Raw genomic sequence first — 22,420 nt, 5'->3', positions numbered from 1 at the left:
CACGGGTAGGTGATTCCGGCCACTCTGCGCGGCCTGTTCACGGGGGAGGGGGCCGCACACCGGCTCATGAGGGGGAGTCCTCCTCCTCTTCCTCGCCGGACTCGGCGAGGACGGGGGAGGCGTGGTGCGACCAGAGCTTCCAGCCGTCCGAGGTGCGGCGGAACACGTTCGTGGCGACCACCAGCTGGCCGACGAGCGGGCCCAGCTCGGCGCCGTCGTCGGGGGCCGGGCCGCCGCTGAGGATGTTCTCGGTGCAGGTCACCAGGGCGGTGTCACCGGTCACGGAGACATGCACATCGGTGAGGAAGAACTGGATGTAGTCGGTGTTCGCCATGATCAGCGCATACGAGCGGAGAACCTCGCCGCGGCCCGTCAGGACCGGCCAGCCGGGGTGGACGCAGGAGACCACGCCGACGTCGGCCGGGTCGTGGTACTCCTCATCGACGCCCAGGTCGGAGGGCGTCAGCCAGAGCGCGGACAGCGCTTCGAAGTCGCCCTGCTCCATGGCCTCGTAGAAGGCGGTGTTGGCCTGTTCGACCTGTTCGACGTCGGTATGGGCGGTGCTCACCGGGCTCCTTCAGGGGTGCCGGTGCGGGGGCCTGTGCCGGTGACCGGGGCGTCTTCCGAGGTGCCTGCGCCCGGTGCGCGGCCCGATGAGCGTGCCTCCTCGATGGCGCGTGCGACCCGTACCGCGTCCGCCGTCGCCCGTACCTCGTGCACGCGCACGGCCCATGCGCCCGCGTCTGCGGCGAGCGCGGAGACGGCGGCCGTGGCGGCGTCGCGTTCGCGCGCGGGCGGCGGTGCGCCCTGAGGACCGGCCAGTACGCGCCCCAGGAACCGCTTGCGGGAGGCCGCGACCAGCAGCGGGTGGCCCAGGGTGTGCAGGCGGTCGAGGTGGGCGAGGAGCGCAAGGTCGTGCTCGGCCTCCTTGGAGAAGCCGAGGCCGGGGTCGACGATGATCCGGTCGGGGGCGATGCCGCCCTCCAGGACGGCCTCCACGCGTGCGTGCAGTTCGTCGACGACTTCGGTGACGACGTCCTGGTAGACGCCCTTGACGCCGTCGCCCTGCAGGATGCCGCGCCAGTGCATGACCACGAACGGGGCGTCGGCCGCCGCGACGACCGGGATCATCGCGGGGTCGGCGAGGCCGCCGCTGACGTCGTTGACGAGGGCGGCGCCGGCGGCGAGGGCATGTTCGGCGACGGAGGCGCGCATGGTGTCGACGGAGATCGTGACGCCCTCGGAGGCGAGACCGCGGACGACGGGGATGACACGCCGGAGCTCCTCGGCCTCGTCGACGCGGGTGGCGCCGGGGCGGGTGGACTCGCCGCCGACGTCGATGAGGTCGGCGCCCTCGGCGACCAGGTCGAGGCCGTGCTTGACGGCGACGGCGGTGTCGAACCAGCGGCCGCCGTCGGAGAAGGAGTCGGGGGTGACGTTGACGACCCCCATGACCGCGCAGCGGTCCCATGTCGGAAGGCCTGCCACGTGGTCCCGCCCGGTCATCGTGCTCATGTGTTCAGCGTAGGCCCCGGTGGCCGGGCACCCGGCGCGCGGGCGGGTCCGCGGCCTCGGACCCTCACCCCGCCGGGCCGTTCCCGAGGGGGCCGCCCCTGAGGCCGGGCGCTGCCCCTTCGGCTTCGGGTCAATCCCTGCTCGCGGGGAGTCCCCCGCTCCGGGCAGCCCGTGCTCGCACGGCCCCCCCCGCATCCGTCAGGCCCTACTCGTGGCCTCCGCTCTCCGCTCCGCCCGCCTGTGTGCGCACGGCCGGGCGGAACGGAACCTGCGGCGAAGGAAGCGCGGCAGCGCCAGGTTCACGAAGCCCTCCGCCTGCATGGCCGCCAGCCCGATGCGCGGAAGGTCGCGGGAGGACGCGTACACCACGAAGCGTGGCTCCCAGCGGGGCTGGAACTTCGCGTTGAACTTGTACAGAGACTCGATCTGGAACCAGCGGGAGAGGAAGAGCAGCAGGCCCCGCCACGCCCGCAGCACCGGGCCCGCGCCGATCTTCTCGCCGCGCGCCAGTGCTGAGCGGAAGTTCGCGAAGTTCAGCGAGATGTGTTCGATGCCGAACTTCGGGGCGGCCTGGAGTGCGGCCACGATCAGCAGTTCGTTCATGCCGGGGTCCGCCGAGCGGTCGCGGCGCATCAGGTCCAGGGAGGCCCCGTTCTTGCCCCACGGAACGAAGTGCAGGACGGCTTTCAGGTCGCCGTACTGGCTCGCCTCCGGCTCACCCTGCCCGTCGACCCTGTGGGCCGTGGCGATCAGGCAGTCACCGTCGGCCGGGTCGCCGAGGCGGCCGAGCGCCATGGAGAAGCCGCGCTCGGTGTCCGTATCGCGCCAGTCCTCGGCGGCGTGCCGTATGCGTTCCAGCTCGCCCTCGCCGAGGTCACGGATGCGCCGTACCCGGGTTTCGTACCCGGCGCGCTCGATCCGCTTCACCATCTGGCGCACGTTGCGCATTGCGCGCCCGGCGAGCGAGAAACCCGCGACGTCCACCACCGCCTCGTCCCCCAGTTCGAGGGCGTCCAGGCCGGTCTCGCGGGTCCACACCTCGCCGCCCGTCTCCGAGCAGCCCAGGACCGCGGGGGTCCAGGAATGGGCCTTCGCCTCGTCCATGAAGCGCTCGATGGCGCCGGGCCAGGCCTCCACGTCGCCGATCGGGTCGCCGCTGGCCAGCATGACGCCGGACACGACGCGGTACGTCACCGCCGCCTTGCCGCTCGGCGAGAAGACGACCGCCTTGTCCCGGCGGAGCGCGAAGTGGCCGAGGGAGTCCCGGCCGCCGTGCTTCTCCAGCAGGGCGCGCAGGTGGGCCTCGTCCTCCTCGGTGAGCCGGGCGGCAGGGTGCTCGGGGCGGAAGGCGAGGTAGATCGTCGTGACCGCGGTCAGCAGGCCGAGTGCGCCCAGCGAGAAGCCGACCGTCCAGGAGGTGTTGCCGTGGTAGTCGACCGGTCCTTCGAAGCCGAAGAGGCCGTACAGGACGTGCTCAATGCGGTCGGACAGGCTCGGGTCGCCGACCATGCGGTGCGGGTGGACGCTGACGATGATCAGGCCGAGGCCCAGGGAGCCGGCGCCCATGAGGACGAAGTTGGCGAGTGCGCGCCAGCGGCTGCGCGGATCGGGCAAGGCGGCGAACTCGTTCCGGTGGAGCAGCAGCGGCAGCAGCAGCAGGACCGAGATGAGTACGCCGGTGACCGAGTGGCGGTAGAGGAACTGCGCCACCGCGCCCGCCGGCAGGAGCACCACGGCCGCGCGCCAGGCCCGGCGCTTGCGTCGGCGCAGCCCGTGTGCGAGGAGCAGCAACAGGATGCCGGCGCTCAGCGACAGGGCTGCCGCGAACGGGCCGAGCGCACCGGGCAGGACCTCTGCCATGCGGTGCATGCGGCTGTTCCGGAAGCGTGGGAACACGCCTGCCGCGACGTCCAGGATTCCCACGAGCATGCACGCTCTGGCGATCAGAGCGGGGACGGCATCCGGGCGCGGGCCGCGCAGTATGCGCCGCATCACACGCGGCTGCTCCGGAACCTCACTCGACATTTCCCCATCTATCCTGACAGACATCGCATTCCGTAGTTCTGCGAGAGACCTTGAGTCCGGTGCCGATTGGGGCATCCGGCGACATTGCGCCCTCTAGGACGGTGTCTCGGGGAGAGAGGTTCACTCCCCATCACAAAGCCGTTTCAAAGCTGAAGGAAAGTCCGGGGCAAGTCCTCACGAAGGCGTGGAGGCGGCTCCACCAGACGGAAAGCGCAGGCAGGGAAGAGCTCATGGGTCTCACGAGCAACAAGGTGCTGGCACTGGCGGTCGTGTTCGCCGTGCTGCTCTTCGCCGGCACGGTGTGGTATTGGCCGCGGCTCGCGCGGCGGAACTGGCGGGCCGTCAGCGGACGCGTCGGTCTGCTGTTCGCCACTCAGCTGGCGATCTTCGCGTCCATCGGGCTCGCCGCCAACCAGGCGTTCGGGTTCTATGCCAGTTGGGCGGACCTGTTCGGCCAGGAGAGCGGTCAGGGCGTGGTGGTCGACCACAACGCCGCAGGGTCACGGGCGGGCCCGCTCCAGGTGATAGACACCCAGGAGGTGGGCGTGACGGGTGGCGCGCGGCCGCAGATCGGGGGCCAGATCCAGAAAGTCGACATCGTGGGCCCTGCGACCCGTATCGCCACGCCCGCGTTCGTGTACCTGCCGCCGGAGTACTTCCAGCCTCAGTACCGCACGCGGACGTTCCCCGCGGCCGTCGTCCTCACCGGCTACCCGGGTACGGCCCAGGCGCTCATCAAGGGGCTGCACTATCCGCAGACGGCGCACGAGTTGGCCAAGACCGGGAAGATGCAGCCGATGATCCTGGTGATGCTGCGGCCGACGGTGGCACCGCCGCGCGACACGGAGTGCGTGGACGTTCCGGGCGGACCGCAGACCGAGACGTTCTTCGCCAAGGACCTGCCCGATGCGGTCATGGCCCACTACCGGGTGGGCAAGAAGCCCGGCAGCTGGGGCATCATCGGCGACTCCACGGGCGGGTACTGCGCGCTGAAGCTGGCGATCCATCACCCGCGCTCGTACGCCGCCGCGGTGGGTCTGTCCCCGTATTACAAGGCGCCGCTCGACCCGACCACGGGCGACCTCTTCCACGGGGACAAGGCATTGCAGAACCGTGCGGACCTGCGGTGGTACCTCACGCACATGCCGGCGCCCGACACCTCACTGCTCGTCAGCAGCAGCAAGGTGGGCGAGGCCAACTACAAGGCCACGCTCAAATTCATAGAGCAGGTGCAGAGCAAGGGACTGACCCGGATCTCGTCGATCATCCTCGACAGCGGCGGCCACAACTTCAACACGTGGCGGCGGGAGATTCCGGGAGCGCTGCAGTGGCTGAGCGGGCGGCTCAGCGACCGCTGAGCGGACGAATGCGCGGGGCCGTGCGAGGAATTCCGCGCAATCCGAAGGAGGCGGCTCCCCGGTGGAGCCACCTCCTTCGGTGGTGCCGACGGGGGTCTCTTCGGCGCTGTCGCCCGGCGGTCCTTTGCCACTGCCGCCGACCGACGCGAATTCGTCTGGACGGATGTCCCCGGGAGTCGTTCAGGGCGAGGGGAGACAAGGCTGCGGGCCGGGTTCCCCGACTGGCGCGAAATGATCTTGTAAGCGGTCGGAAGGCCCCGGTCGGAGCCGCCGATGTGGTGCCCGGGAGTCCGTGAACCATCCGTGTCCGAGGGAATTACGCCGGATTCGGGACGCGGAGGTTCCGTTTCCGCTGCCCGGCGGCGCGTGCGAAGGCTTCGCGAATCGCCGCGTTTTTACCAGGCGGGGCACCATCTTTCGTCTACGCGCGGTAAGTTTCTGGCCATGCCACGTGGACGTCACCGTCATTCCCCGCCCTTGCACAGGATGTTGCCCCCTTCGGTGATCGCCGGCGTCTCGATCGTCTGCGCCGTAGGGCCCTGGCTGTTCGCGGAGCCACTGCTGCTTCGTGGGCTGGCCGCGGGCGCCGCGGTGACGACGGCCGTCGGCGCCTTCGTCATGCGCCGCTGGGACGTGGCCGCGGGTAAACGCGTCGCCGATCTCATGCGCGCGCGGGCGAGCGACGAGTGGCGCCACGAAGAGCGGGTCGCCGAGCTGGAGTCCGACTTGGAGGAGTCGCGCGAGCTGCGCACCAAGCTGGAGCACAAGCTGCGGGCCAAGCGCACGGAGCTGGCGAAACTGCGCAATGAACACGCGGCGCTCCTGCGGCGGTACGCCACGGCGGAGACGGAGCGGGCCAGCGCCCTGGAAGGCCGCCGCCTGCTGGCGATAGAGACGGCTGCTCCGGTGAGGGCGCTGCCGCCGGTTCGCGGTGCGGACGTACGGGACCTCGGGGACGTGGCTTCCTCGGCCGCGGACGGGCCGGAGAAGGACGCCGGGTCCGAGCCGTCGGCTCCGCGGGTGTTCTCCGCGGAGGGCTCCTCGCTCTTCGCACGGGCCGACTCGGCGCTGGCACGGCTTGCCGGGCGGGACTCCGGCGCGGTGCGAGAGCAGGGTGCCCAGGCGGAGGACGACGCCACGGAGGCGAACGCTTCCGCGCAGGACGGCGACACAGGGGAGGACGACGCGCTGGAGACGCCCGCTTCCCCGGAGGCGACGGCTCCCGGCCATGAGGCGCAGGCCGCGCCCGTGCGGGAGAGCGGTTCCGGCGAGGAGGGGGAGGGCGAGGAGAAGCACACGGCGGTCGCCGTCCGGGAGCACGCGTCCGCCCCGGCCGCGACGCAGCAGTCCGTCACCAGGCCCGTCCACGGCTCTGGTCACTTCACCGTGCCGACCGCCGCGGCCGTCGTACAGCCGGTTCCGCGGTGGCGCCCGGCCGTTCAGGGTGGCTTCGACTTCTTCGGCACGCGGACGTCGGGCGAGGCCCTGGGCGCCGTCCAGAACGAGGATCTTGCGGACGTCGTCGGCCAGGAGGCACTCGCCGTGCACAAGGCGGAGTCCGAGTCCGGCCTTCAGCCCGTGGACCCGCAGGCGCACGCCGTGGGCGAGGTCATCGACCTGACGGCCCATGACGAGACGGAGCAGATCGACGTTCAGGGGCTGCGTACCGCGGCGTCCTGAGTCCGGCCGGTGGAGGCGAGGGGCGGCGGCACGCCGAGTGCCGCCGCCCCTCACGTCGTTCAGGCCGGCCTCGGCCCCGCCGCATGCGGGCCGTTACGCCATCCACCGGTCCGGCCGGGCGTCCCGCCGCCCCGTACGCGACCGGTCGGCCTGTGCGTACAGCAGCGCTGCCGCTTCCTCCGCGTCCCGCAGGCGCGCCGTCACCGTCTTGTCGGCGCCGGTGTCCACGTGCACGTCGGCGACCCGCATCAGTCGCTTCCACGGCCCCTGTGTCAGCCGTACGCTCTGGACCTTCGCGTGCGGTACGAGCGCGAGGCTGCGGCGCAGCAGGCCGTGCCGGGCGGCGAGGACCGTGTCGGTGACGGCGAGCCCGTAGCCGCGCCACCAGAGGGGCACGCACCGGCCCGCGCGGCGTGGCGGCCGGGGCAGGGACGCGGGCACGGTCACCCCCGGCAGCACCCGGGCGATCACCGTCTCGGCGACCGCACGCGGAGCAACCGGTATCAGAACCGACTGGGAGGAGCCCGCAACGTCCAGTTCGACGTGCACCCAGCCGAGCCGCCGCCACAGGAGGGGCTCCACGATGTGCACGGTCTGCACCCGCCCGGGCGGCACGGTCTCATGGGCGCGGTCGAGCAGCCCATGGTCGATGCGGAGCCCGTCCGGTGAGTCGCCGACCGTCCAGTCGTACGCACCCATGAAGCGCCCCACGCTCCTGGTGGCCGCCCCGCCGAGCAGTGGCACCCCGACCGCGAACACTGTCCACAGGCTGTGGGTGGCGAACCACAGCACCGGCGGCACGACGAGCGCGGCGAGCAGGGAGCCCCAGGTCGCGCCCGTGAGTACCAAGGAGAGGGCCAGTACGCCCGGCGGCACGTGCAACAGCCGACGGACGGGCGCCTCGCCGACCTCGTGGGCCGTCTCCGGGGCGAAACCGGCGGCGCGGGCGAGGAGTTCGGCCCGCAGCGCCCGCGCCTCGCTCTCACTGATGAAGGCGAGTTCGTCCTTCTTGTCCGCGCCGATGACGTCGAGCTTCAGCTTGGCGACGCCCGCGACCCGGGCCAGCAGCGGCTGGGTGACATCGACGGCCTGCAGCCGGTCCAGACGGATGTGCGCGGTGCGGCGGAACAACAGGCCCGTACGGATGCGCAGTTCGCTGTCGGTCACCGCGAAATGCGTGAACCACCAGCTCAGGAAGCCGTACAGGGAGGCGGCCGGGACGAGTATCGCGAAGCCCGTCAGAAGTGTGGTCGCGGTCAGCTTCGTCAGCTGTTCCTGGGCCTGGTGGGGGTCGTGCACCCCCCATCCGGCGATCACGGTGACCGGGGCCCAGGCACGACGCAGCGGGGTCACGGGGTGCAGACGCCGTTCCCTGACCTCCTGCCCGCCGGCCTTTTGCCCGCTGTGGACCTCGGGCTGCCCCTCGGACGTGCTCACAGCCCCGCCGATCGGGCCTCGCCCAGTTCGCTCAGCCGGTCGCGCAGCCGCTCCGCCTCGGCCGGGTCGAGGCCCGGGATGGTGGCGTCCGTCGCCGCGGCCGCGGTGTGCAGCTGGACGTTCGCCAGCCCGAAGTGCCGTTCGACGGGACCGGAGGTGACCTCGACGAGCTGCATGCGGCCGTACGGGACCACGGTCTCCTCGCGCCACAGCACGCCCCGGCTGATCAGCAGGTCGTCGGCCCGCTCGGCGTACCGCCAGGAGCGCCAGTTGCGGCCCAGCAGCACCCAGCCCCACAGCAGCAGGGTCAGCGGCAGCAGCGCGAAGAGCGCCCAGCCGGGCCCGGCGAGCAGGCCGAGGAGCAGCCCCGTCGCGAGGGTCAGAAATCCCAGCCACACCACCAGCAACAGCCGTCGCATCCGCAGCAGCCCCGGCGGCAGCCCCGCCCAGACGGGCTCATCCTCCGGCGCGGTCCCCGTTTCCATGCCGCAAGCCTACGTACGAGAGACTGGGGCCATGACTCCCAAGACGGAGACCATGGTCGGGATCGGCGGTGCCGCGGAGAGCACCGACATGGTGCTCAACATCGGCCCCCAGCACCCCTCCACGCACGGCGTGCTGCGGCTGCGGCTCGTGCTGGACGGGGAACGGATCATGCACGCGGAGCCCGTCATCGGCTATATGCACCGCGGCGCGGAGAAACTCTTCGAGGCGCGGGACTACCGCCAGATCATCATGCTCGCCAACCGCCACGACTGGCTCTCCGCCTTCTCGAACGAGCTGGGCGTGGTCCTCGCCGTCGAGCGGATGCTCGGCATGGAGGTCCCTCAGCGCGCGGTGTGGATGCGCACGCTCCTCGCCGAGCTGAACCGGGTGCTGAACCATCTGATGTTCCTCGGCTCGTATCCCCTGGAGCTGGGCGGCATCACGCCGGTGTTCTACGCCTTCCGGGAGCGCGAGGAACTCCAGAACGTCATGGAGGAGATCTCGGGCGGGCGTATGCACTACATGTTCAACCGCGTCGGCGGTCTCAAGGAGGACCTGCCCGCCGGCTGGACAACGCGCGCGCGTGCCGCCGTCGCCGATGTGCGCTCCCGCATGGACCGGTTCGACGACCTGGTGCTCGGCAACGAGATCTTCCGGGGGCGCACGCGCGGCGTGGGCGTCCTCACGCCCGAAGCCGTGCACGCCTACGGCGTGAGCGGGCCGATCGCGCGCGCGAGTGGCGTGGACTTCGATCTGCGCCGGGACGAGCCGTATCTGGCGTACGGGGAACTCCAGGACACGCTGAAGGTCGTCACCCGGCAGGCGGGCGACTGCCTGGCCCGCTTCGAGTGCCTGCTGGAGCAGACGCACAACGCGCTCGACCTGGCCGACGCGTGTCTGGACCGGCTGGCCGAGCTGCCGCCCGGGCCGGTCAACCAGCGGCTGCCGAAGGTGCTCAAGGCGCCCGAGGGTCACACGTACGCCTGGACCGAGAACCCGCTCGGCATCAATGGCTACTACCTGGTCAGCAAGGGCGAGAAGACCCCGTACCGGCTGAAGCTGCGCTCGGCCTCGTACAACAACATCCAGGCCCTGACCGAACTGCTGCCGGGAACGCTGGTGGCGGACATGGTGGCGATCCTGGGGTCACTGTTCTTCGTGGTCGGGGACATCGACAAGTAGCCCCCCGAGCGAGGCGCCGGCGATCCCGACGGGCTGGAGCAGCCAGCCGAAGTCGCCGAGGCCACCCGGCGCGATGAGTTCCGCGGCGGCTCCGGCGTGCGCGAGGGCGCGTACGTACGCTGCGGGGTCGGTGGAAGCGAGCGTGAGCTGGGGGCGCGCCCCGGTGAGGCCCAAGGCGCGCAGGGCGGCGCGCTGGGTCAGCAGGCGCGCACCCGGCAGGGCGCACGCGTCCAGCGCCACGTGCGCTGTGATGTCGCACGAGCCGTCCGGCACGGGTGCGGTCTCCCGGCCCGCTCGGAATCCGGTGAGCGTTCCGAAGGGCGGCCGGGCATCCGCGCGGTGCGCGTAGTCGACGGCGACGGCGAGCCCGCGGTCGACGGTGGCGACGGCGGCGGCCCAGGCGGTGTCCCTGGGCAGGCCGATCTCGGCACGGAACCCCTCGGCGGGCAGTGGCCACCAGCGTGCCAGCCACTCCGCCTCCGCGCCCGCGACCGGATCGCCGAGGCGCTCGGTCCCGTCCTCCTGTACGAGGACCAGACGCGGTACGCCGTCGGCGCCCGCTTCTGCGACCTCGGCCGGCACGTTGTCCAGCCACTCGTTCGCGAACAGCAGTCCGGTCATCCGTTCGGGCGGCGCGTCGAGCCATTCGATCCGGGGATCGAGGCCTTCGGGACGGTCGGCGATCTCGACGGCATACACGCGCACGCGGGCGCCGACGTCCGGCGGCAGAGCGCCGAGGACCCCGGCGGCCAGCTCGCCCCGGCCGGCCGCCATGTCGACGAAGGCGAGCTCGGCGGGCCGTCCCAGTGCCTCGTCGACCCGGCACAGCAGCCGGGCCACGGCGGCGGCGAACAGCGGCGAGGCGTGCACGGACGTACGGAAGTGCCCCGCGGGCCCCTCAGGCCGCCGGTAGAACCCGCCCGCCCCGTACAGCGCCTCCTGGGCCGCCGCCCGCCAGCCGCGCCACTCACCGTTCACCTCGTGTGCCACGGGGTCAGGCTACGAGGGGCGCGGAAGCGGACCGGGGCGGTGGGGTGGTGAGGGGTGACGGTGGCGGTGGCGTACGCGCGCCGTGAGGCGCTTGTGGCCCGAGTCGGGCTCTTGCGGCCGGTATACGCCGACCGGTCGACGCTCCGGCGCGCACGCCGGGCGCGCACAACCAGCGCCCTCACGCTCCGCACCCAGGCTTCTACTGTGTGCGAACGAGCCCTGTGGCCTTCCGGACGACACCCCGTGGCCTCTTACAGCATCCCCTTGCTTCGGGATCACTGAGCATCCACCTTGCGGAGTAGGCGTGCCCGTCCGGGATCGGCCCTCCGGTTGACCCCTGCACACAAAGCACTTCCTACCCTGGGTTACGTGCAGCGCCTTTACGACTTCCTCCGCAGGCACCCGACGTGGGTGGACGGCTTCTGGGCCGTCATCCTGTTCGGGCTTTCCTGCGTAAGTGTGACGAACGTCAATGGGGCGCCGGACCATCATGGGTCGCCGCGCGGGGGGCTCGCGGTCTCCGCCGTCCTGTCCGTGGTCGTCGCGCTGCGCAGACGTATGCCCGAGAAGATGCTCCTCGTGGCCGTCGCGACGGGGCTGGCGCAGCTGGTCCTGGACGAGCAGTCGATGATCGCGGACTTCGCGATGCTGGTGATCATCTATACGGTCGCCGCCGACGGCCCCCGCTGGGCCTCCCGCGTCGGCCTGGTCGGCGGCCTGTGCGCCGGCACGCTCGCGCAGATGCGCTGGCCGCAGGACGCGGGTGTTCTGGGAAATACCGCGATAGCGCTCTTCCAGACCGTCCCCTTCGCCCTCGCCTGGGTCCTCGGCGATTCCCTGCGCACCCGCCGCGCCTACCTCGCCCAGCTGGAGGAGCGTGCCTCCCGCCTGGAGAAGGAGCGCGAGGCGCAGTCCAAGGTCGCGGTCGCCGCCGAGCGCGCCCGTATCGCCCGCGAGCTGCACGACGTGGTCGCGCACAACGTCTCGGTGATGGTGGTGCAGGCCGACGGCGCCGCCTACGTCCTCGACGCCGCCCCCGACCAGGCGAAGAAAGCCCTGGAGACGATCTCGGGGACCGGCCGTCAGGCCCTTGCCGAGATGCGCCGCCTGCTCGGCGTGCTGCGCACCGGCGAGCACAAGGAGGCCGGCGAATACGTCCCGCAGCCCGACGTCGAGCAGATCGACGACCTCGTCCAGCAGTGCCGCAACGCGGGCCTGCCCGTCGACTTCAAGGTGGAGGGCACCCCGCGCCCGCTGCCCAGTGGCGTCGAGCTGACGGCGTACCGCATCGTCCAGGAGGCGCTCACCAACACCCGGAAGCACGGGGGTCCCAACACGGGCGCGAGCGTACGGCTGGTGTACTTCGACGACGGCCTCGGACTGCTCGTCGAGGACGACGGCAAGGGCGCCCCGCACGAGCTGTACGAGGAGGGCGGCGCCGACGGCCAGGGCCACGGCCTGATCGGTATGCGCGAGCGCATCGGCATGGTAGGAGGCACCCTGGACGCGGGCCCCCGCCCCGGCGGGGGCTTCCGTATCAGCGCCCTGCTGCCGCTGAAACCGACCCCCTGACACATCCCGCTGCCCGTGACACGACCCAGCCACCCGACCGAAGTCCGACTGACCGGAGGACCCCCGCCATGCCGATCCGCGTGATGCTCGTCGACGACCAGGTGCTGCTGCGCACCGGGTTCCGGATGGTGCTGGCCGCCCAGCCGGACATGGAGGTCGTCGCAGAGGCGGGCGACGGCGTCGAGGCCCTTCAGACGCTGCGCTCCACCCAGGTCGACGTGGTCCTCATGGACGTCCGTATGCCGAAGCTCGACGGCGTGGAGACCACCCGCCGCATCTGTGTGGAGCCCAACCCGCCGAAGGTGCTGATCCTGACCACCTTCGACCTCGACGAGTACGCCTTCTCCGGGCTGAAGGCGGGCGCCTCCGGCTTCATGCTCAAGGACGTGCCGCCCGGCGAGCTGCTCACCGCCATCCGCTCCGTCCACAGCGGTGACGCCGTGGTCGCGCCCTCCACCACCCGCCGCCTCCTCGACCGCTTCGCGCCGATGCTCCCGAGCGGCACCTCGGGGCCCCGGCACAAGGAGCTGGAACGGCTCACCGACCGTGAGCGCGAGGTCATGATCCTGGTCGCCCAGGGCCTGTCCAACGGGGAGATCGCGGCGCGGCTGGTGCTGTCCGAGGCGACCGTCAAGACGCACGTGGGCCGCATCCTCACCAAGCTGGGGCTCAGGGACAGGGTGCAGGTGGTCGTCCTCGCCTACGAGACCGGTCTGGTGCGGGTGGGCGGGACCGGCTGAGGCATGGATGCCCCTGCGGCACATCCCCGGCCGGCGGCTATCTGAGGATCCCCTCCAGGAAGTCGCTCCCCAGCCGGGCGACCACGGTCACGTCCAGCTGGTGCAGCACATACCGGCCGCGGCGGCGGGTGGTGAGCAGGCCCGCCTTCTTCAGGGCGCTCAGGTGGCGGGATATCTCCGGCGCCGTCATGCCGTGCACCTGGGCCAGCTCGCCTGTGGTGAACGCGCTGCGGGCGAGGCTGCGGCACATACGCATCCGCACCGGGTGGGACAGGGCGGTCATCCGCAGGGTCAGCTGCTCCACCGACGGCGGGGCGGCCAGCTCCGGGGAGCTGACCGGGTAGTGCAGTACCGGCTGCCAGCCGTAGCGGTGGAGCACCATCAGGTGCGGCCACCCCAGGCTCGTGGGCACGAGCAGCAGGCCGCCGTCGATCGTGGCGGTGTGGTTCTTGTCGAGCTTGTCGACGGTGATCCGGCCCGCGGCCTCGTCGACCATCACCGCGGACGACACCGACGCCAGCGCCTCGGCGAGACCCCTGCGCCGCAGCAGGTCTGTCTTGTGCCGGGCGTCCGCCGCGAGTTGGTGGCGCACCCGGGACCAGGTGTCGGCGAAGAATGCCTCGTCGCAGTCCTGGAGGAACTGTCGCAGCCAGGCCCGGATGCGCGGCGGGTCGGCCAGCAGCCGCTCGGTGAAACGCAATTGCTGCGGGCCGCGCGCCGCGGCCAGCTCCAGGGCGCGCCGGCGGGTGCCGGCGTCGGTGAGCGCGGCGGGGCCGGGTGCGCTGTACGGCGGCGCGCACGTGAACTCCAGTGCCGCGTCCACGAACTGCTCGTCGCTGAGCTTGTCCTGCAGGTCCAGTTCCTCGCCGAGCGTGGCACCGGGAAGGGCGTCCCGGCCCGGTATGCCCGCGCACGGCAGGAAGAGGTCCGAGAACGTCGTACGCCACAGGAAGTCGGCCTCGCACATCCGGTCGGCAAGGTGTGAGTCGAGGCCCGCGATCACGGTGGTCGCCCAGCCCTGCAGCCCGGGATGGTGGCCGGGCTCGGCCAGCGCGTGCAGGGCCATCCCGAGTTCGGCCAGCGGGGAGGGCACGACGGTGATCCTCTCCCGTCGCAGCCCGGTGATGTCGATGTCCACGCTCATCACCACATGGTGCACCCGGACACCGACAACGCCGCCGACGATTGACGACGGCCGTCAATCGGGGCGACGCACGGCCGGGGCGGGTGCAGGCTGGTGCACCACCGGGGCAGCCGCGGAGCCTTCCGGATCCCGTTCCCGTTCCTGAAGAGGCGATCCGTCATGACCGTCACCGAGCAGTACCTCCTCGACACCTACCGTGCCCGGCGGCTCGGTGAACCCGCCCCGCCCGCGCCCGGCACCCATGACTGGCAGCTCGTCCGCGAACTGCGCGACTACCGGCGGTTTCGCGCCGTCCTGGCGGGCCGTCCGGCGCGCGGACGGCTGCGCGCGGCACTGTCCCGCCTGCTGCCCGGCCGCCGCCCGCACCCCACCTGCTGAGGGAACAGGTCCTGGCTGGGGCCCCGGCACCAGCTAGTGCCCCGGCAGGCAACGTTTGCCCGTCAAGGAGCGGCGTCGTGGGGGCACCTCCCGCTCGAGCGAAGCCGAGAGTGGGGGAGCGTGCTCTCGGCGTGCCGGCCGGAAGCCCTCGTACTGGATGTACTTGGGTTTTCGGTCGGTGCGGCGAGAGTGCGTGCCGGGCGGCGCGACGGGGCGAACGTTGCCTGTTGGGGCACTACTAGGCCCCCGGAAGCCGCCCCACGAACTCCGTCACGGCCACCTTCACATCGTCCGCAGTCCATGCCAGCCCATGGGCCTTCACGGAGATCTCCGTGAAGGCCAGGCCGGGACCACCGACGTCCCAGGGGTTGGCGAACAGCAGGGTTCCGGTCTCCTCGGCCTGCTGGACCGCGGCCTGCCCGAGGACATCGGCGTCGTACGGCAGCCAGACCCGGAACTCGTGCGTGTGCGGCTCTTCGGGGTGCACATGCGCCCACGGCACCCCGGCCGCCGCGAACCCCTCGCGCAGCGCGGCGGCGACCACGCGCGCGTGGCGTACGTACTCCGGCAGCCGGGGCAGCTCCCGCTCCAGGCCGGCGAGGGCCGACAGCGCGGTCGGGAACTGCTGGAAGGCCAGACCGCCGTAGCGGTGCCGCCAGGCCTTCGCCTCCTGGACGAGCGTGGCGGGACCCGCGAGCGCGGCGCCGCCGTACCCGTCGAGGGACTTGTAGAACGACACGTAGACGCTGTCCGCGAGGTCCGCGATCTCGTCCAGGGGGCGGCCGAAGTGGACGGTGGTCTCCCACAGGCGCGCGCCGTCGAAGTGCACCACCGCGTCGCGCTCGCGCGCGGCCTGGACGATCTCGGTCAGTTCCTCGAAGGAGGGCAGCACGAAACCGGCGTCCCTGAGGGGCAACTCGAGCATCAGCGCCCCGAAGGGCTCCTCGAATCCGCGCACCTCGTCGGCGGTCGGCAACCGCGGCTCGCTCGTCACGCGCACCGGCCGCAATCCGCTGACCTGGCTGAACGCCTTGCGTTCATGGACTTCGGGGTGGGCGAGCGCATGCAGGGCCACCGTGGTGTTCCCGGTGCGGCCGGCCCAGCAGCGCAGTGCCACCTGCTGGGCCATGGTGCCCGTCGGGAAGAAGGCGGCGGCCTCCTTGCCGAGCAGTCCGGCGACCTTCTCCTCCAGGGCCTCCACGACCCCGTTCCCGTAGACGTCCCCGGTCTCGTCCAGGTCGTACACGTCCTGCGCGTCCTCGAGCAGCGCCAGCCGCTCCCGGAGCGTCCCCAGGAAGCCCGGGCGCGCCAGGACGCGCTCCGCGCGCCGGTAGGCGGCGATCCGGTGTTCTCGCCGCAGACGCAACAGCCCCTCGGTGGCCGACACCGGCTGCTCCGCGTCCGGTCCGCCGGGCTTCCGTGCCGAGCGTTCCTCGTCCCGCCCAGTCGTCTGTGCCATGTCCCCCTCCGCCCTCGTGTCCATGCCCGGATCATGCCGTGCGGCCCTCGCCTCGGGCACCCTCACTCTCCCTACCCGCAACCTGCGGAAGCCCACAGGCTGTGGACGGCCGACCGGCGCGTGACTGGATCGCGTTAACATGACGAGAAATCGTCCGGTACCCAGAGCGGACTGGAACGGGAAGGCCACCGTCGAGTGAGTACATTCCAGCAACCCGACCCCAAAGACCGCCCAGCGCGGCTCAGCGTGGGGGTGGTCGGAGCAGGCCGGGTCGGCCCGGCGCTCGCCGCATCCCTGCAACTCGCCGGGCACCGCCCGGTCGCCGCCTCCGGGGTCTCCGACGCATCCAGACGGCGGGCGGAGCTGATGCTCCCGGACGTTCCCCTCGTCCCGCCCGCCGAGGTGCTGGAACGGGCGGACCTGGTCCTCCTGACCGTTCCGGACGACACGCTGCCGAGCCTCGTGGAGGGCCTCGCCGAGACCGGTGCCGTGCGGCCGGGACAGCTACTCGTGCATACCTCCGGGCGGTACGGCGCGAAAGTGCTCGACCCCGCCCTGCGCGCGGGAGCCCTGCCGCTCGCCCTGCACCCCGCGATGACCTTCACCGGTACCCCTGTGGACGTCCAGCGCCTGGCCGGATGCTCCTTCGGGGTCACGGCGCCCGAGGAGCTGCGGCTGGCCGCCGAGGCCCTCGTGATCGAGATGGGGGGCGAGCCCGAGTGGATCGCCGAGGAGATGCGCCCGCTCTACCACGCGGCGCTCGCCCTCGGAGCCAATCACCTGGTCACCCTGGTCGCCCAGTCCATGGAGCTGCTGCGCGCGGCGGGCGTCGAGGCCCCCGACCGCATGCTCGGCCCGCTGCTCGGCGCCGCCCTGGACAACGCCCTGCGCTCCGGTGACGCGGCCCTCACCGGTCCCGTCGCGCGCGGAGACGCGGGCACGGTCGCCGCGCACGTGACCGAGCTGCGCAGGCACGCCCCGCAGACCCTCGCCGGATACCTGGCGATGGCCCGCGCGACCGCCGACCGGGCTTTGGCCCACGGACTACTCAAGCCGGAGCTGGCCGAAGACCTGCTCGGGGTACTCGCCAACGGGACCGAAGGGGAGCCCCGATGACCACCGTCCTGCTGCGCACCGCCGACGAGCTGCACGCGCGCGTGCAGCACGGCCGCCGTGCCGTCGTGATGACCATGGGAGCCCTGCACGAGGGCCACGCCACCCTGATCCGCGCCGCCCGCCGGATCGCCGGGGCCGATGGCGAGGTCGTCGTCACCGTCTTCGTGAACCCCCTCCAGTTCGGCGAGGGCGAGGATCTCGACCGCTATCCGCGCACCCTGGACGCCGACCTGAAGGTCGCCGAGCAGGCAGGTGCGGACGCCGTGTTCGCTCCCGCCGTGGACGAGGTCTACCCCGGCGGCGAGCCCCAGGTACGGATCACCGCGGGGCCCATGGGTGAGCGCTTCGAAGGAGCCTTCCGCCCCGGCCACTTCGACGGCGTGCTCACCGTCGTCGCCAAGCTGCTGCACCTCACCCGCCCCGATGCGGCCCTGTTCGGGCAGAAGGACGCCCAGCAGCTCGCCCTGATCCGCCGGATGGTGCGCGACCTGAACTTCGGCGTGGAGATCATCGGCGTGCCCACCGTGCGCGAGGGCGACGGCCTGGCCCTCTCCAGCCGCAACCGCTACCTCTCGCCCGATGAACGGCGCACCGCACTCGCCCTGTCCCGTGCCCTGTTCGCGGGCCGTGACCGGCACGCGGCCCAGGAGGCCCTGCGCGCGCGGGCCCGCGAGATACCCGCCACGCGCGCGCGTGCCGAGGCCCTCAGCGCGATAGGCGAGTCGCGCGCCGCCGCCGACGCGCACGCGGTGGCGAAGGCCGCCCCCGGCGGTCCCAACGCCGTCCGCGCCGCTGCCCGGCTCGTCATCGACGAGGCCGTCCGCCAGGATCCGCCCCTGGTCCTCGACTACCTGACCCTGGTCGACCCGTCGGACTTCACCGACGTCCCCGACGACTTCACCGGCGAGGCGGTCCTCGCCGTCGCCGCCCGGGTCGGAACGACCCGGCTCATCGACAACATCCCGCTCTCCTTCGGAGCTCCCGAACCCGTCGACCCGGACGGAGCCGCGACGTGATCCAGCGCAGGCACACAGGCATACGACTGCACGCGCCCGCCCCGGGGTGGTCCATCTCCGCGGACGTCGTGGTCGTCGGCTCCGGCGTCGCCGGCCTCACCGTGGCCCTGCGCTGCGAGGCGGCCGGCCTGAAGACGGTCGTCGTCACCAAGGCCCGCCTCGACGAGGGCTCCACCCGCTGGGCGCAGGGCGGCATCGCGGCGGCCCTGGGCGAGGGCGACACCCCCGAGCAGCACCTGGACGACACGCTGGTGGCGGGCGCGGGCCTGTGCGACGAGGAGGCCGTACGCATCCTGGTCACCGAGGGCCCGGACGCCGTACGCCGGCTCATCTCGACCGGCGCGCAGTTCGACACCGACGACGAGGGCGGCATCCAGCTCACCCGCGAGGGCGGCCACCACCGCCGCCGTATCGCGCACGCCGGCGGCGACGCGACCGGCGCGGAGATCTCCCGCGCGCTCGTCGAGGCGGTCCGCGCGCGTGGGCTGCGGACGATCGAGAACGCGCTGGTCCTGGATCTGCTCAACGACGCCGACGGTCGCGCCGCGGGCGTGACCCTGCACGTCATGGGCGAGGGCCAGCACGACGGTGTGGGCGCCGTGCACGCGCCCGCCGTGGTCCTCGCGACCGGCGGCATGGGCCAGGTCTTCTCGGCGACGACCAACCCGTCGGTGTCCACGGGTGACGGCGTGGCGCTCGCCCTGCGCGCCGGCGCGGAGGTCAGCGATCTCGAGTTCGTGCAGTTCCACCCGACCGTGCTGTTCCTCGGCCCGGACGCGGAGGGCCAGCAGCCGCTGGTCTCCGAGGCGGTGCGCGGCGAGGGCGCCCACCTGGTGGACGCGGACGGGGTGCGCTTCATGGTCGGGCAGCACGAGCTGGCCGAACTGGCGCCCCGGGACATCGTCGCCAAGGGCATCATGCGCCGCATGCAGGAGCAGGACGCCGAGCACATGTACCTCGACGCCCGCCACTTCGGCGCCGAGATGTGGGAGCACCGCTTCCCGACGATCCTCGCCGCCTGCCGCGCCCACGGCATCGACCCGGTCACCGAGCCCATCCCGGTCGCCCCGGCCGCCCACTACGCCTCCGGCGGCGTCCGCACCGACTCCCACGGCCGGACGACCGTGCGCGGCCTGTACGCGTGCGGGGAGGTCGCCTGCACCGGTGTCCACGGCGCCAACCGGCTCGCCTCCAACTCCCTCCTGGAGGGCCTGGTCTACGCCGAGCGCATCGCCACCGACATCGCGGCGGGCCGCACGGAACACGGCTTCCCCGCGCGCGTGCCCGAAACCGTTGCGTCCTCCGAGGAGCCCGCGCACCCGCTGCTCGCCCCCGAGGACCGGTTCACCATCCAGCGGATCATGACGGACGGTGCCGGCGTGCTCAGGTCCGCTGAGTCGTTGCAGAAGGCCGCGGACCGCCTTCAGTGGCTGCACGCCGATGCGCGGGACTGCCTCGACAGGAACGGCAAGACGTCCGAGCCCGGCGTCGACACCTGGGAGACCACCAACCTCCTCTGCATGGCCCGGGTCCTGGTCGCCGCAGCCCTGCTGCGCGAGGAGACCCGCGGCTGCCACTGGCGCGAGGACCACCCCCGGCGCGACGACACCACCTGGCGCCGCCACATCGTCGTACGGCTGAATCCGGACCGATCGCTGGCCGTGCGCACCACCGACACCGCAGACTTCCCCCCGACCGTGCCCCACGCTCCGGGCTCCGCCCGAGCAGGGGGTACTCCCAGCCCGCGTCCCCAGGAGCAGTGACAGAAGTGAGCACCCCCGACCTTCCCCTCGTCCCGAGCGGCGGCTGCGGCGACGGCTGCGCCTGCGGTGCCGACGGCGACCAGGACGCGTACATGGAGTGCGGGCTCGACCCCGCCCTCGCCCAGCTGCTGGCGGACGCCGGACTCGACCCTGTGGAGGTCGAGGACATCGCCAACGTGGCCATCGAGGAGGACCTGGACCACGGCGTGGACGTGACGACGGTCGCGACGATCCCCGAGGACGCCGTCGCGACGGCCGACTTCACCGCGCGCGAGGCGGGCGTGGTGGCGGGCCTCAGGGTCGCCGAGGCGGTCATCTCGGTGGTCTGCACGGACGAGTTCGAGGTCGAGCGCCATGTGGACGACGGCGACCGAGTCGAGGCCGGACAGAAGCTCCTGACCGTGACCACCCGCACCCGCGACCTGCTCACCGCCGAGCGCAGCGCGCTGAACCTGCTGTGCCGCCTGTCGGGCATCGCGACGGCCACGCGCGCGTGGGCGGACTCCCTGCAGGGCACCAACGCACGCGTACGGGACACCCGCAAGACGACGCCGGGCCTGCGCTCCCTGGAGAAGTTCGCGGTCCGCTGCGGCGGGGGCGTCAACCACCGCATGTCCCTGTCGGACGCGGCGCTGGTGAAGGACAACCACGTCGTGGCGGCGGGCGGCGTGGCGGAGGCCTTCGAGGCGGTCCGCACGATGTTCCCGGGCCTGCCGGTCGAGGTCGAGGTCGACACCCTCCACCAGTTGCGCGAGGCCGTGGACGCGGGCGCCGACCTGATCCTCCTGGACAACTTCACGCCGGGCGAGTGCGAGGAGGCGGTTGCCCTCGTCGCCGGCCGCGCCCAGCTGGAGGCGTCGGGCCGGCTGACCCTGGAGAACGCCAAGGCGTACGCGGACACGGGCGTCGACTTCCTGGCGGTCGGAGCGCTGACGCACTCCTCCCCGATCCTGGACATCGGCCTGGACCTGCGAGCGGCGGAGTAGGCGGGTCCCATGCTGCTGACCATCGACGTAGGCAACACGCACACCGTCCTCGGCCTGTTCGACGGCGAGGACATCGTCGAGCACTGGCGCATCTCCACGGACGCGCGCCGTACGGCTGACGAACTGGCGGTGCTCCTTCAGGGCCTGATGGGCATGCACCCGCTCCTCGGGGAGGAGCTGGGCGACGGCATCGACGGCATCGCGGTCTGCTCTACGGTCCCCTCCGTCCTGCACGAGCTGCGCGAGGTTACCCGCCGCTACTACGGCGACGTCCCCGCGGTCCTGGTCGAACCCGGCATCAAGACCGGTGTCCCGATCCTGATGGACAACCCGAAGGAGGTCGGCGCCGACCGCATCATCAACGCGGTGGCGGCGGTCGAGCTCTACGGCGGCCCGGCGATCGTCGTGGACTTCGGCACGGCGACGACGTTCGACGCGATCTCGGCGCGCGGCGAGTACACGGGCGGCGTCATCGCCCCCGGTATCGAGATCTCCGTCGACGCCCTCGGCGTCCGCGGCGCTCAGCTCCGCAAGATCGAGCTGGCCCGTCCGCGGGCGGTGATCGGCAAGAACACCGTCGAGGCGATGCAGGCGGGCATCGTGTACGGCTTCGCGGGCCAGGTCGACGGCGTGGTCAGCCGCATGACCCGCGAGCTGGCGGACGACCCGGACGACGTCACGGTCATCGCGACGGGCGGCCTGGCCCCGATGGTCCTCGGTGAGTCCTCGCTGATCGACGAGCACGAGCCGTGGCTGACCTTGATCGGCCTGCGCCTGGTGTACGAACGCAACGTGTCACGCATGTGAGGGGGCAGCCCCGACGGGGTGCGGGGCTGCCGCCCGGTGCGGTTCTGGCGGGTGGCCGCGAGGCCCCGCGCCATGCCCGCACGCGTCGTTGATCCCCGCCACAACCTCGAACAGGTGTACATCGCCCCCACCTGAGGGAACCCCCGGCGACACGACATCCCAACGAGGCCGGTTTTGTCCGATTAGCGGTAGCGTCCCCGCATGCCCACGCCACACGGATCCCGCGGCGGCCTGGCGTTCGGCGCGGAGGAGCTGCGTGTGCTCCGCCGCGCCCTCGCCCTCGCCCTCCAGCCCCGTACCGCCTCCGCCGAGGACGTCCAGGAGTGTCTACGCCTCGCCGAGTCCGTCGACGAGGCGGTACGCGAGGGCGCCCGCCTCAGGGCCTTCCTGCTGGCCGACCTCGCCCGCTACCGCGCCACGCTCCCGGGCGCCGCAGCCGGCTACTGCGCCCTCCTGGAGGAGGCTCTGGGCGTTGGCTACCGCCCTGTCCCGGACGACCTCGCCGCCCTGGGCGCCCTGCGTGGCGCCCCCACTGCCGCCGCCCTCCTCGACCGCTGCCGCGCCCTCGCCGAACACGGTGCCCGTGCCCGTCTCACCCCCCGCACGGCCACGATCCCCGCCTCCCGCGCCCGTCTCACGGCGCTTCCGGGCGGCCGTGCGGTCGCGGAGGACCCGCCCCAGGACCCGGCCCGCAGGCCCGGCGAGAAGCCGGCCGAAAGACCCGCCCCCCGGCCGGAACCGCAGAGTCCGCGTCCTTCGCGCCCCA

At 72.2% G+C, this 22,420-nt stretch carries 20 protein-coding genes; 12 read left to right on the top strand and 8 right to left on the bottom strand.

Annotated features, from left to right (window positions below; genetic code table 11):
- Positions 1-64 precede the first annotated feature (64 nt).
- The 3 genes from BIV24_RS18835 to BIV24_RS18825 all read right to left on the bottom strand — a co-directional run bounded on the left by BIV24_RS18835 (position 65) and on the right by BIV24_RS18825 (position 3,540).
- Positions 65-568: a nuclear transport factor 2 family protein gene (locus BIV24_RS18835; RefSeq protein WP_071367517.1), complete on the bottom strand. Its 504-nt coding sequence runs from the start codon at positions 566-568 to the stop codon at positions 65-67.
- A complete protein-coding gene (gene folP, locus BIV24_RS18830) occupies positions 565-1,515 on the bottom strand; it encodes a dihydropteroate synthase (protein WP_071367516.1) in 951 nt (316 codons plus the stop codon). Before folP ends, BIV24_RS18835 begins: the two co-directional genes overlap by 4 nt.
- Positions 1,516-1,713: 198 nt before the next feature.
- Positions 1,714-3,540, bottom strand: a complete 1,827-nt coding sequence (locus BIV24_RS18825; RefSeq protein ID WP_071367515.1) for a phosphatidylglycerol lysyltransferase domain-containing protein — start codon at positions 3,538-3,540, stop codon at positions 1,714-1,716.
- A gap of 230 nt (positions 3,541-3,770) precedes the next feature.
- Here BIV24_RS18825 and BIV24_RS18820 point away from each other — a divergent pair, with 230 nt between their 5' ends.
- Together BIV24_RS18820 and BIV24_RS18815 are read left to right on the top strand one after the other, a co-directional pair.
- The gene (locus tag BIV24_RS18820) at positions 3,771-4,898 is read left to right on the top strand and encodes an alpha/beta hydrolase (RefSeq protein WP_071367514.1); all 1,128 of its coding nucleotides are present in this window, start codon (positions 3,771-3,773) and stop codon (positions 4,896-4,898) included.
- A 486-nt stretch (positions 4,899-5,384) separates the two neighbouring features.
- A complete protein-coding gene (locus tag BIV24_RS18815) occupies positions 5,385-6,578 on the top strand; it encodes a hypothetical protein (protein ID WP_071367513.1) in 1,194 nt (397 codons plus the stop codon).
- Between the two features lie 93 nt (positions 6,579-6,671).
- Here BIV24_RS18815 and BIV24_RS18810 read toward each other — a convergent pair whose 3' ends face one another.
- Together BIV24_RS18810 and BIV24_RS18805 are read right to left on the bottom strand one after the other, a co-directional pair.
- Positions 6,672-8,015, bottom strand: a complete 1,344-nt coding sequence (locus BIV24_RS18810; RefSeq protein ID WP_071367512.1) for a PH domain-containing protein — start codon at positions 8,013-8,015, stop codon at positions 6,672-6,674.
- A complete protein-coding gene (locus tag BIV24_RS18805; protein WP_071367511.1) occupies positions 8,012-8,500 on the bottom strand; it encodes a PH domain-containing protein in 489 nt (162 codons plus the stop codon). The genes BIV24_RS18810 and BIV24_RS18805 overlap by 4 nt, the downstream gene beginning before the upstream one ends.
- 31 nt (positions 8,501-8,531) lie before the next feature.
- Here BIV24_RS18805 and BIV24_RS18800 point away from each other — a divergent pair, with 31 nt between their 5' ends.
- Positions 8,532-9,683, top strand: coding sequence for an NADH-quinone oxidoreductase subunit D (locus tag BIV24_RS18800; RefSeq protein WP_071367510.1), 1,152 nt, complete (start codon positions 8,532-8,534; stop codon positions 9,681-9,683).
- On the opposite strand, the gene BIV24_RS18795 is transcribed toward BIV24_RS18800, so the two are convergent.
- Positions 9,648-10,673, bottom strand: coding sequence for an SAM-dependent methyltransferase (locus BIV24_RS18795; RefSeq protein ID WP_071367509.1), 1,026 nt, complete (start codon positions 10,671-10,673; stop codon positions 9,648-9,650). The two genes, BIV24_RS18800 and BIV24_RS18795, sit on opposite strands and share 36 nt — an antisense overlap.
- A 369-nt stretch (positions 10,674-11,042) precedes the next feature.
- Here BIV24_RS18795 and BIV24_RS18790 point away from each other — a divergent pair, with 369 nt between their 5' ends.
- Positions 11,043-12,245 carry a sensor histidine kinase gene (locus tag BIV24_RS18790; protein ID WP_071367508.1) on the top strand — a complete coding sequence of 401 codons (1,203 nt, stop codon included), beginning with the start codon at positions 11,043-11,045 and terminating at the stop codon, positions 12,243-12,245.
- Between the two features lie 68 nt (positions 12,246-12,313).
- Entirely contained in the window at positions 12,314-12,985 is a 672-nt protein-coding gene (locus BIV24_RS18785; RefSeq protein ID WP_071367507.1) for a response regulator, read from the top strand.
- Positions 12,986-13,022: 37 nt separating this feature from the next.
- Here BIV24_RS18785 and BIV24_RS18780 read toward each other — a convergent pair whose 3' ends face one another.
- Positions 13,023-14,129 (bottom strand): DUF5937 family protein, encoded by a 1,107-nt coding sequence (locus tag BIV24_RS18780; protein ID WP_071367506.1) that lies wholly within the window; start codon positions 14,127-14,129, stop codon positions 13,023-13,025.
- 159 nt (positions 14,130-14,288) lie between these two features.
- Between BIV24_RS18780 and BIV24_RS18775 the strand changes: the two genes are divergently transcribed.
- Positions 14,289-14,507, top strand: coding sequence for a hypothetical protein (locus tag BIV24_RS18775; RefSeq protein ID WP_071367638.1), 219 nt, complete (start codon positions 14,289-14,291; stop codon positions 14,505-14,507).
- 238 nt (positions 14,508-14,745) lie between these two features.
- On the opposite strand, the gene BIV24_RS18770 is transcribed toward BIV24_RS18775, so the two are convergent.
- Complete coding sequence (locus tag BIV24_RS18770; RefSeq protein WP_071367637.1) at positions 14,746-15,966, bottom strand: threonine aldolase family protein; 1,221 nt, start codon at positions 15,964-15,966, stop codon at positions 14,746-14,748.
- A gap of 195 nt (positions 15,967-16,161) precedes the next feature.
- Between BIV24_RS18770 and BIV24_RS18765 the strand changes: the two genes are divergently transcribed.
- From BIV24_RS18765 to BIV24_RS18740, 6 genes are all read left to right on the top strand, one after another.
- Complete coding sequence (locus BIV24_RS18765) at positions 16,162-17,082, top strand: Rossmann-like and DUF2520 domain-containing protein (protein ID WP_071367505.1); 921 nt, start codon at positions 16,162-16,164, stop codon at positions 17,080-17,082.
- On the top strand, positions 17,079-18,098 hold the full coding sequence (panC, locus tag BIV24_RS18760; protein ID WP_071367504.1) for a pantoate--beta-alanine ligase: 1,020 nt from the start codon (positions 17,079-17,081) through the stop codon (positions 18,096-18,098). Before BIV24_RS18765 ends, panC begins: the two co-directional genes overlap by 4 nt.
- Positions 18,095-19,861, top strand: a complete 1,767-nt coding sequence (locus BIV24_RS18755; RefSeq protein ID WP_245766863.1) for an L-aspartate oxidase — start codon at positions 18,095-18,097, stop codon at positions 19,859-19,861. The genes panC and BIV24_RS18755 overlap by 4 nt, the downstream gene beginning before the upstream one ends.
- 5 nt (positions 19,862-19,866) lie before the next feature.
- Entirely contained in the window at positions 19,867-20,847 is a 981-nt protein-coding gene (nadC, locus tag BIV24_RS18750; RefSeq protein ID WP_071367503.1) for a carboxylating nicotinate-nucleotide diphosphorylase, read from the top strand.
- Between the two features lie 9 nt (positions 20,848-20,856).
- Positions 20,857-21,654 (top strand): type III pantothenate kinase, encoded by a 798-nt coding sequence (locus BIV24_RS18745; protein ID WP_071367502.1) that lies wholly within the window; start codon positions 20,857-20,859, stop codon positions 21,652-21,654.
- A gap of 201 nt (positions 21,655-21,855) precedes the next feature.
- Positions 21,856-22,420: hypothetical protein (locus BIV24_RS18740; RefSeq protein WP_107459562.1), on the top strand; the 565-nt coding region annotated here is incomplete at its 3' end.

This window comes from Streptomyces colonosanans (genome assembly GCF_001866645.1).
GTDB lineage: Bacteria > Actinomycetota > Actinomycetes > Streptomycetales > Streptomycetaceae > Streptomyces > Streptomyces colonosanans.
The sequence above is the reverse complement of the archived record's forward strand: the minus strand, read 5'-3'. Positions and strand labels throughout refer to the sequence as shown.